The organism is Protofrankia symbiont of Coriaria ruscifolia, assembly GCF_900634745.1.
In the GTDB taxonomy this organism is placed as follows: domain Bacteria; phylum Actinomycetota; class Actinomycetes; order Frankiales; family Frankiaceae; genus Protofrankia; species Protofrankia californiensis.
Map to the genome: position 1 here is coordinate 1 of NZ_CAAAFR010000050.1, position 9,269 is coordinate 9,269.

Genomic DNA, 9,269 nt, shown 5'->3' on the forward strand with positions numbered 1-9,269 from the left:
AGCGAGTGGAATTGTACCCTCGAAGCGCCTGTAGCGGCGTAGAGAATAGAAGATATAGTTATTTCTTTACAGCCACTAATTTACTCCTCAGAGTTCCGGCGGTTCGCGAATGAAGTTCTATCCGCAGGCGCTGGCCGTCGCGCTAACCTTCATGGTGGGTCGAGCGACTGCGCTGGGGTTTCTTTGCTGGCTGTGGCTGTGGTGCCATCGTGAGGAGAAGGGTGGCGCGTTCTCGGACCAGCGCAATTTGCCCCCCCCCCCCCGAAAATTCGGATATTTGGCGGGAGCGTTGCGCGCCGTGTCGGCGGTAGCGCAGCGTGGGGGTGTCGATGAGGACGCCGTCCGCGAGGGCCGATGCCGCGATGAGGGTGGCGGTGTCCTCGATGCGGTGGAGTGCTGACCAACCGCCGAGGGCGAGCAGAAGACTGCGCTGCCACATGACACCGGCGGGATGTACCGGGGGATGGTCTCCGTCGGTGCTCCATGCGGCGAGCAGAGTTCCGCGTGGCAGGACACCTGGTCGCAGGGGCAGCGGGCAGTCGCGCAGAGTTCCGTCGGGGAACAGGTCGCGGGCGTGACCGACCGCGAATCCAGCCGAGGGGTGTTCCCGTAGGGCGTCGGTCAGGCTCGCGAGCGTGTGTGCCTCCAGCTCGTCGTCGGCGTCGAGGTTCTGCACGACTGGGGCGTCGCACCGGCCGAGCGCGATGTTGCGCGCCACGGCAGGTCCTTCGAGGGTGCCGTGTGCGGCGACCCGCACCCGCGGGTCCGTCAAGGCGCCGCAGGCGGCCAATGCTTTTCGCGCTGGACCGGCGAGGCCGTCGATCTGAACGTGCCAGGTCCAGTCCGGATGTGACTGGTCCGCGAGCGACGTCCACGCGGCCGGGAGGTAGCGGGCATAGCCGGCGTGGACCGCTGTCAGCACATCCACCCGCACGTCAGCAGTATGTACCCGAACGGGGACTTCCGTGTGATAGATACCTGGCTCGACGGATCAGCTGAGGGGACACATGGATATCGCCGAGATCACCGCGGTACTGCGTCAGGCGTCGACCGTTGACTCCCGGGAACGTGATCGGGTCTGCGAAGCTGCTGCGGCTGTGTTGATCGATGCTGGAGTGGAACCGCCGTTCGACGTCCCCACCTCCGACTTCGCGGCGGACCCGTGGCTGATCTGCGCCGACCGGTACTGGCGTCGCCGCTTCCTCGACGCTCCGGCGGTCGAGGTCGCCGCCCGGTGCGCGCGGTGGCTGGCGGACCATGCTCATACGGATCACGTGACCGACATCGCTGAGAAATGGTCGCTCGGTTACGCCTTCATCACGAAGGACACCGTGGAGTCCCGGGAAGACCTCACCGTCGCCACGGGCCGGATCATCGAACAATTCCAGGGCTCGGCCGACATCTGCTACTTCGCGACCGTCTACCACGCGGGAAAACTACGGGCCAACTTCTGGTTCGACGAACTTCATCAGTTCCTCGAATCTTCCCTGCTCGCTGTCGCCGCCGGCCCCCACCGCGCCGACCCGTTGTTCGTCGCACTGCGCGCGTTCGCCGGATTCGGTAGCCGGGCGCTCACCGCCGAATACGCCTCCGAACTCCTGGACCAGGCCTGGACCGCGTCCTCACGCTCGCGCGGCGTCATCGATGTCTGCCTCAACGCGCTGTGGGCAGCGTCCCCGTTCGATGCCCAGGGCGAGCAACTGCGCCAGCACGCCACCGAAGCAGTCACCGAGTATCCCGGCGATCACCTCTTCCGTTTCCGGCTCGCGACCGGACAACGCATGTGCGAAAGCTACGACGAAGCGCTCGACAGCATCGACGCCGCGCTACGCTTCCTCCCCGCCATCGGCAGCCGCGTCAGCCACAAGCTTCTCCAGGAGCAGTACATGCGCGAACGCGACATGATCCAGGAAGGGCGGCAGCGGGCGCGGGTGGCAGCCGACCAGCAACGACGCTGGCAGCAACAGGACGAAGCCAACCACGAGTTGCAGCACACCCTGCAAACCTCCGCGATCCGCGCTGTCGAGCTCGTCGCCGTGTTCACCGCCGCGATCGCCTTCGCGGTCGGCTCCCTGCAAGTCACCCTCACCGGCACCCTCGGCCTCGGCGACCGGATCGTCCTCTTGGCCGCCCTCGGCGGCGGACTTCTCCTGTTCGCGCTTCTCATCATCGCCGGAACCTGGATCATTACCGGTCGGCGTCGCGCACCCGACCTATGACCAGAGCCGGCCCCACTCTCGGCTGTTCACCGCCGAAGATCACGTACACGTCGAGCAGTTCCTCGCCGCGTCCCATCGGCTGCTCGCTGAACCGTCCGGAGCGAATCGTTCCCGCTTTGGTGGATACCCGATATAGGTGCCCGATTCATCGGGAGCACGAAAAATGGGCGCGGGTCGGGATCTTGGTGATCTCTGGTCGGGTCCGGTCCCATAGCTCTTTGATGGCGGTTTCCAGTGCCAGGCGGAGCATCCAGACGCATGCGCGTGGCCGGGTCCGCTGGTTCCGGGCACCTCGCCGTGGAGCGTGCGGTCGACTTCCTGCAGCAGGATGTCGCTGTTCATGCCGAGTCCCGGATCTTCTCGATGAGCCGCGCGGTGTCGTCGACGAGGTGCTTCATCTCGTCGGCGTGGTGGCCGTGTGCATCCTTGCGGACGGCTTGGAAGGTGTCGGCGGCCCAGCGTCCGAACCTGTTGAGCCGGGTGAGCGCGCCCCCACCGCGGTCGACGTCATCGAAGAAGGCGAGTGCCACCAAGGCGTTCGTCGTCTGGCGGACCGGAGTGTGTCCTCGACACCGACGATGCGGTCCGCGTTGCCGGCAGATCTTGCTAGCATATCTTGCTAGCATGTCGCGCATGACACGCACGATCACACTCCGACTCTCGGACGAAGCCTACGAGGCGGTCAAGCGGTACGCCGAGGCCGAGCACACCTCGATGAACGCCTGGGTAGAGGGCCTGCTCGATGCCGAGGACATGCGCCGGCGCTGCGCCGCGCACGGGGCCTGGGTGCAGGCCAACCCGGCGGCGGCCCGTGCGGCCCTCGCTTTCGGTGAGGCCAATCAGCAGGCTCTCGCGGCGGCGGGGCTGCCCAACCTTGCGGGCGCCACCGAGTGAGACCACCGCGGCGCGGCGAGATCTGGACTGCGGGCACTGGGCCGGCGCCACAGACGGTGCTGGTCATCAGCTCCACGGTCTACAACGAGATCGTCGATGAGCCGACCGTGCTGGTTGCCTTGGTCGTGGAGCACGCCACCGACGAGGGGTTCTGCGTCGACCTCGGCGAGGGGCAGCGGGCCGTGATGGGCCTGGTCACGTTCGTGGCCAAGGCCGGCCTGGGCGAGTGCCTGCGCCGGGTCGACACTCAGACGCTCACCAACGCCAACACCATGCTGTTCAAGATCTTGGCCACGCCCGAACGCTGAACCGGCGGCAACCCTCGGCCACAGTGACCACGCGATCGCGGCGCACGGCATCCTCGAACGCCTCAGCGAAGACGTCGGCCTGCTCGCTGACTGGCAACGACGGGCCGACTTTCCTGCCGTCGTGGACGGGGTGATCACCGTGTACCGGGCCGAGGCTTTGACGTCCACGTCCACGTACGGCTGGATACGTTCGCCCGCCTGCACGTGACTGACCCGACCGAACCGGACCGGCAGCACCGAGTGGAGCTGGTCGCCAACTGGCGCGCCCGGTCGGGCAACTGGAGATTCGCTGGTCGAGGTGTACCGCACCGTGGTCGGGGGCTGCAACCGATCCCCTTGAAAGACGGGACGAGCGGCCTCGCTGTCGTCGAATGCGCCAGCCCCAGAGCCCGTCGGCGGCCCGTCGCCGGCGTGCGACCCTGTCCTGACATACGGCAAGGAGGACGACGACACCTCCCGGCCGTGGACGAAACACGACCGGACGATGGCACAAACCGGTTTCATCGTGATGGCCAAGCGGCTGCCGGGACTGCTCCGGCTCGCTTGGTCACTGGCCTGGGGCGCTGATCGTGCTGCTCGACACCGGCATCATGCCGCTCGCCGCCGCAGGCACGGCGGTGCTGGCGATCCGCAACGGGCGGGGCGCCCTGTCCTCGGCGCTGAACAGCCTCAACGACGCCTACGAGAACTTCCTCTACTTCGGCGAGTACCGGACCTGGACCGAGGAAGCGACCGGCCGGCTACCCGCGCCCCGGGAACGCCTGGCGCTGACCAACCCGACAGTCATCAGGGCCGACAACGTCACCTACACCTACCCCCACACGGACACGCCAGCGCTGCGCGGGGTCACGGTCGAGCTACGCAAGGGTGAGGTCGTCGCGTTCGTGGGCGCCAACGGCAGCGGCAAATCCACGCTCGCGAAGATCCTTTTCGGTCTGTACGAGCCGGACTCCGGCACGGTGAGCTGGGACGACAGCGTTCTCGCCGAGATCGACCCGGACAGCGTCCAGTCGGGTATCGGCTTGATCCCGCAGAGCTACACGCAGTGGCCGATGTCGGCCAGGCTTAACATCGCCGTCGGCCGGATCAGCCGACTGGCTGCGGACGGACCGGACAGCGTCATACCCGCCGCGCAGGCGACCGGCGCGGCCGAGGTGATCGAGGTGATCGAGGTGATCGAGGTGATCGAGAAGCTACCGTACGACTATGACACGTCCCTGGCCCGCCAGTACAACTCGGGGCACGACCTGTCCGGTGGTCAGTAGCAGCGGATCGCCTGCGTGTGGGCAGTCTGCCGGGACGCGCCGTTCCTCATCACGGGAGCCCTCGACGCCCGCGCCGAGCAGACCCTGTTCAGCCTGATCCGCGAGCTGGGGCAGGACCGGACGGTCCTGCTGATCACCCACCGGCTCGCCAGCGTCCGCAACGCCGACCACATCTACGTCCTCGACGACGGCCTGATGATCGATGAGGGCACGCACGCCGGGCTGATGACCCGGCCCGGGATTTACCGCGAACTGTTCACTCTCCAGGCCAGTCAGTTCCTCGACACGCAGGCTCCCTAAGCTGTACTGACCATGGACGTTGGTGACGGGCGACCGCGTTGATGAACACGACCGGGTGGACATGGTCCAGCGGCCGGCCCTGCCAGTCGATCATGTCACGGCCCCGCAGCAGACTGCTTGGGGCGGTTGGCTTTCCCATTCGAATGCGGAAGGCCGGTGTGTCGTATGACTGTGCGCTTCGGCAATTCTTAGTCGGTAAGGCTGGTGCTCGACTCGGGCCGGTCGGTGTCCGAGGTCGCGAAGAGTCTGAGTATCAACGAGGCCACGTTGGGAAACTGGATGAAGAAGGCGAAGGAAGACAGCGAGGCCGAGGAGCAGCCGTTGTCGGTGCCGGAACGCGCGGAACTCGAGGAGCCCCGGAAGAAGTACGCGCAGGCACAGATGGACATTGCCTTCCTAAAAAAGCGGCGAGCTTCTTCGTGAGCGAACAGATCCTGGACGGCTTCGATAGGGGCGGACACCGGCATCGTGGCAAGGCACATCCGATTGGTCGCTCGTGCCCGGCGTCTGAGCAACTGGAGTTCGGCCTGTGGCCACCGGAGGGGCCTCGCGCGTCGTCGCGGGTATCAACAGGATGTTCACTGCCGACAGAAAATTCTGGTACGAAGCAGACGTTTTCGGCTATCATCAGATCGGTTGTCCGGCGCCTGCGGGGCTGCCGGGCACGGATTGTCATCGACACCCACGCGGCACCGACACCGGTTCCATACACCTACACAGCCATATCGGTGTGTCGACGCCGATGGCGAGGACGGTCATGAGACAGAGAACCTTAACCAGGATCATTGCGATCTGCGCGGCCGGGATCGTCACGGTCTATCTTCTCGTGCTGGGCTTCAGCACTCTCGGCTCGTTCGACAAAACCGACGGCGGAGAGGTCGCGGTGATACGCAATGGCGGCCCGCTCGACAACCACCGGATCAGGAAGATCCTCGACCCCGCCTCGGCGCGGACCTGGATCGGGCTTTATTCCGATGCCCACAAGTATCCCGCCCAACAGCGTTTCTACACGATCACTGCAGACCCGAACCGCGGCGACCGCGCGGGCGAGGACGTGGTGCTGGTACCGTCCAAGGACGGTGTCGAGATGGGCATCGAGGGAACTCTTTACTTCACCCTCAATCTTGACCACAATATACTCCGCAAGTTCGACGACAAGTTCGGTACCCGCAAGTTCCGTGGACTGGCCGGCAGTGACTACTACGCCGCTTACTCGGGTGACAAGGGTTGGTCGGCGTTTCTCGACACCATAGTCCGACCGGTGATCGAAAACGCCCTGCGGCAGCAGGTGAACACCTTCGGCTGCGCCGAGCTCGTCTCCAGCTGCACGCTCGTCCAGCTCGGCGCGAACCAGAGCACCGGCACCGGCGCGGCGCAGGCCGTTGCCGCGGGGTCGAACAACGCCAACATCGCGAAGGTGCAGACAGCAATCAATGAATCGCTCACCCAGGACCTCACCGAAACGCTGAGCGAGCCCTTCCTCGTCGGGCTGAAATTCAACCTGGTGCGCATCACGCTGCCGCAGCAGGTGCAGGATGCCGTGAACAAGGCGCAGGCCGCCTTCGCCGGCGTCACCGAGGCGCAGGCAAGGGTGGCGCAGGCCCGCGCGGACGCCGAGGCCAACCGGGAACGGCAGTCCGGTTATGCACAATGCCCGGCATGTGCGACGATTGACCAGCTCAAGGCCATTCCACCGACCGTCACGACCTTCGCGCCGGGATCCGGTTTCGCGATCACATCTCCACAGCGGTAGGGAGGCGGGCGATGTTCGTTTTCCTCGCCGTCGGAGGGTTGGCCGTGGTGGCACTGCTCGTCCTCCTTGCTGTCCAGCTCGTCAATGCGGCTGTGGCAGCTCGACGTCGCAGGGAGCGCATCGCTCTTCATGCGCGGGCCCGATGGGAGGCACATCACTACTCGCTCGAGTCCAGGACCTGGGTCGTCGTGCGCAGGGTCGCTTACCGGCGCGGTGAGCCGTTCGTCTTCGAGACCGTTACCGTGTCCGAGATCGCCAACGACCGGGCGGACTGGTACGACCAGCTCCAGTCCGCGATGGCCGAGGCGAGGGAGCGGGCCGCGCTGTTGAGCCTGCAACATGGGTAGTTCAACGAACTGTTACCTGCTCTGACAATCCGTAACGAGCGTGTTCTCTGACTCACATTCCGTGAGGTCTCACCGGTTCCTGATGGGCAATTAAGCACAGACAGTAAGCAGGGAGGGGCCTGTGCACGATCAGAAGATCTTGGTGACTGGCGGCACTGGTCTGCTCGGCCGGCTGGTGGTCGAGCGGCTGGTGGACGCTGGCCGCGAGGTGCGGATCATGAGCCGCAGACCCCGGTCGGCCGACGACAGCACCGGGTACGCGTGGGCGACCGCGGACCTGCGGTCGGGCCACGGCGCCCGGGATGCCGTGGCGGGCGTGGACGTGGTCGTCCGTGGAAGTGTTGCCGGGTAGTCGGTGCGTCGCCTGTCGTTCACGAGCATGCTCCGCAGCGACCGAGGGGATCTTGCTGTCCGGTCCGAGGAGATCATCCGTGTGGAGCTGGATCATCCCACCTGCTAGTGATCGATTCGGCGTGGACTCAGGCGTCCCCGCCTCCTATTGCCATCTGCGATCAGCCCACCCGACATCCACTATCTGGATACGATCAAAAGGGCGCTGGAAGAAGGATGAAGTTGGGACGGCCGTCTCTGTGAAAAATGTCAACCATGAAACCATGAAACCATGAAACCATGAAACCATGAATTCGTGAAAGGCGTCAATCATGAAAGGTTTCGATTGTCACCGTTTCTGTGACGACTGGCGCTGAGATCGGTACGTCCGGATCTGTTGTGAGATTCAAGAGGCGGGTTGGGTCGCACCGCGCGACAGCCGTGCGTGGCCATTCAGGGTCACGCACGCCGGGGGCATCACCGACCGGTCAACGCAACAGAGCTCGTTGCATACCATCCGGTCAGCACGAGTCGTTCACGGCGAGATGAGGACACCCGGTACATGACATCTGCGGGCCCACACCAACGTACTGACAGAAGACCACAGGGTGACGATGCCCTGGTTGCCTCGGATGCTGTTGTCGCCGGATACGGCAGGCTGGCGGCGGTCGCAGCGGAATCCCTGGCCGAGGCAACCAACCAGCAAATCACGGCCGCACTGGATGCGATGGCCGAACGGCTGACCGTTGCCCGGGCGGAGATCGTCGAGGCGAACGAGCGAGACCTGCGTGCCGCGGAGAAGGCGGGGATGAGCGTTGCGCTGCTGGATCGGTTGCTGCTGGGACAGCAGCGGATCGACGCGACGATCGCCCAGCTGCGCCTGCTCGCCGCAGTCGAGGTGCCCCCGCGCGAGATCGAGTTGCGTGAGTTGCCTGACGGGCTGCGGCTGGTGGAGCGACGGCGGCCGGTAGGGGTGATCGGGGCGAACTTCGAGGCGCGGCCGGGTGTCACCATCGACGTGGCCTCGCAACTGCTGAAGTCACGCAACGCCGGGGTACTGCGCACCGGTTCGGCCGCGCTCAGCTCGGCGCTGGCGCTGCACCGGCATGTGATCGTGCCTGCGTTGCGGGCGGCATACCTGGACTCCGACGCAATTCAGCTTGTCGAGGAACCAGGTCACGAGTTCGCCTCGGCGCTGGTTCGCCAGCGGGGGCTGATCAAGCTGGTGATCCTGCGTGGCAGTGGGGAGACCACGGCGGCGCTTGGGGCGGAGGCAGCCCGCTATGGAGTCCGTACGCTTGCTCATGCCGACGGCGGCGGGGTGCTTTACGTGGACGCCGCGGCCGACCGCGACACCGTAGTGCGATTGCTGCGGGCAGGCACTGACCGGCTGGGCGTGTGTAACCGGGTCAACCTGGTGCTGATCGCCGACGCGGTATACGACACGATGCGCCCTGTAGTGGAGAACGTACTGCGCGACAACAGGATTCGCCTGTCGTTGCCCCCGCACGGGCATCCACTGGGGTACGAGTGGGCGCTGGACCCGGGCAACGAGGCGACGGTGACAGTGGCCCCGGTGGGCGACGCTCGAGAGGCGGCGCGGGTGGCGAACACGGAGACGTCCGGGCTGGCGGCCACGGTGGTCACCGAGGACGCGCACGCCGCGGCGACGTTCATGGACAGCTACAGCGGCACGGGTGTGTTCTGGAACGCCACGACCCGGTTGCTGGACGGGTTCAAGCTGCACGCGATTCCGGAGACGGGAATCAACGTGGATCATGTGCCTGGCCCCCGTGGCCCGGTCACGTTCGCGGACTTGTACCTGCGGCAGTATCTGGTATTGCCCGCCACAA

Annotated in this window: 12 protein-coding genes; 10 read left to right on the forward strand and 2 right to left on the reverse strand. The window is 65.6% G+C overall.

Annotated elements, in window-relative coordinates; translation table 11 throughout:
- Positions 1-142 precede the first annotated feature (142 nt).
- Positions 143-934, reverse strand: a complete 792-nt coding sequence (locus CV1CTNOD_RS07545; RefSeq protein WP_131785433.1) for a glycosyltransferase — start codon at positions 932-934, stop codon at positions 143-145.
- Positions 935-1,007: 73 nt separating this feature from the next.
- Between CV1CTNOD_RS07545 and CV1CTNOD_RS07550 the strand changes: the two genes are divergently transcribed.
- Entirely contained in the window at positions 1,008-2,219 is a 1,212-nt protein-coding gene (locus CV1CTNOD_RS07550) for a hypothetical protein (RefSeq protein WP_131785434.1), read from the forward strand.
- 338 nt (positions 2,220-2,557) lie between these two features.
- On the opposite strand, the gene CV1CTNOD_RS07555 is transcribed toward CV1CTNOD_RS07550, so the two are convergent.
- Positions 2,558-2,749: a hypothetical protein gene (locus CV1CTNOD_RS07555; RefSeq protein ID WP_131785435.1), complete on the reverse strand. Its 192-nt coding sequence runs from the start codon at positions 2,747-2,749 to the stop codon at positions 2,558-2,560.
- A gap of 103 nt (positions 2,750-2,852) precedes the next feature.
- Here CV1CTNOD_RS07555 and CV1CTNOD_RS07560 point away from each other — a divergent pair, with 103 nt between their 5' ends.
- From CV1CTNOD_RS07560 to CV1CTNOD_RS07595, 9 genes are all read left to right on the forward strand, one after another.
- Positions 2,853-3,113: a toxin-antitoxin system HicB family antitoxin gene (locus CV1CTNOD_RS07560; protein WP_131785436.1), complete on the forward strand. Its 261-nt coding sequence runs from the start codon at positions 2,853-2,855 to the stop codon at positions 3,111-3,113.
- Positions 3,110-3,421, forward strand: coding sequence for a MazF family transcriptional regulator (locus tag CV1CTNOD_RS07565; protein WP_131785437.1), 312 nt, complete (start codon positions 3,110-3,112; stop codon positions 3,419-3,421). The genes CV1CTNOD_RS07560 and CV1CTNOD_RS07565 overlap by 4 nt, the downstream gene beginning before the upstream one ends.
- 569 nt (positions 3,422-3,990) lie before the next feature.
- Positions 3,991-4,686 carry an ABC transporter ATP-binding protein/permease gene (locus CV1CTNOD_RS07570; RefSeq protein WP_347402905.1) on the forward strand — a complete coding sequence of 232 codons (696 nt, stop codon included), beginning with the start codon at positions 3,991-3,993 and terminating at the stop codon, positions 4,684-4,686.
- Between the two features lie 15 nt (positions 4,687-4,701).
- On the forward strand, positions 4,702-4,986 hold the full coding sequence (locus tag CV1CTNOD_RS27680) for a hypothetical protein (protein ID WP_347402906.1): 285 nt from the start codon (positions 4,702-4,704) through the stop codon (positions 4,984-4,986).
- 204 nt (positions 4,987-5,190) lie between these two features.
- Positions 5,191-5,409: a transposase gene (locus CV1CTNOD_RS07575; RefSeq protein ID WP_242606460.1), complete on the forward strand. Its 219-nt coding sequence runs from the start codon at positions 5,191-5,193 to the stop codon at positions 5,407-5,409.
- A gap of 106 nt (positions 5,410-5,515) precedes the next feature.
- Positions 5,516-6,739, forward strand: coding sequence for an SPFH domain-containing protein (locus tag CV1CTNOD_RS07580; protein ID WP_242606461.1), 1,224 nt, complete (start codon positions 5,516-5,518; stop codon positions 6,737-6,739).
- 11 nt (positions 6,740-6,750) lie between these two features.
- A complete protein-coding gene (locus CV1CTNOD_RS07585; protein ID WP_131785438.1) occupies positions 6,751-7,086 on the forward strand; it encodes a hypothetical protein in 336 nt (111 codons plus the stop codon).
- A gap of 142 nt (positions 7,087-7,228) precedes the next feature.
- Complete coding sequence (locus tag CV1CTNOD_RS07590; RefSeq protein ID WP_278043876.1) at positions 7,229-7,438, forward strand: NAD(P)H-binding protein; 210 nt, start codon at positions 7,229-7,231, stop codon at positions 7,436-7,438.
- 540 nt (positions 7,439-7,978) lie between these two features.
- Positions 7,979-9,269 (forward strand): aldehyde dehydrogenase family protein (locus CV1CTNOD_RS07595; protein ID WP_131785481.1); only part of this gene is annotated, 1,291 nt, incomplete at its 3' end.

What these genes read in the sequence shown, in the direction of transcription:
- CV1CTNOD_RS07550 (WP_131785434.1), top strand. Translation starts at nt 1,008, where the DNA reads ATGGATATCGCCGAGATCACCGCGGTACTGCGTCAGGCGTCGACCGTT.
- CV1CTNOD_RS07560 (WP_131785436.1), top strand. Translation starts at nt 2,853, where the DNA reads ATGACACGCACGATCACACTCCGACTCTCGGACGAAGCCTACGAGGCG.
- CV1CTNOD_RS07585 (WP_131785438.1), top strand. Translation starts at nt 6,751, where the DNA reads ATGTTCGTTTTCCTCGCCGTCGGAGGGTTGGCCGTGGTGGCACTGCTC.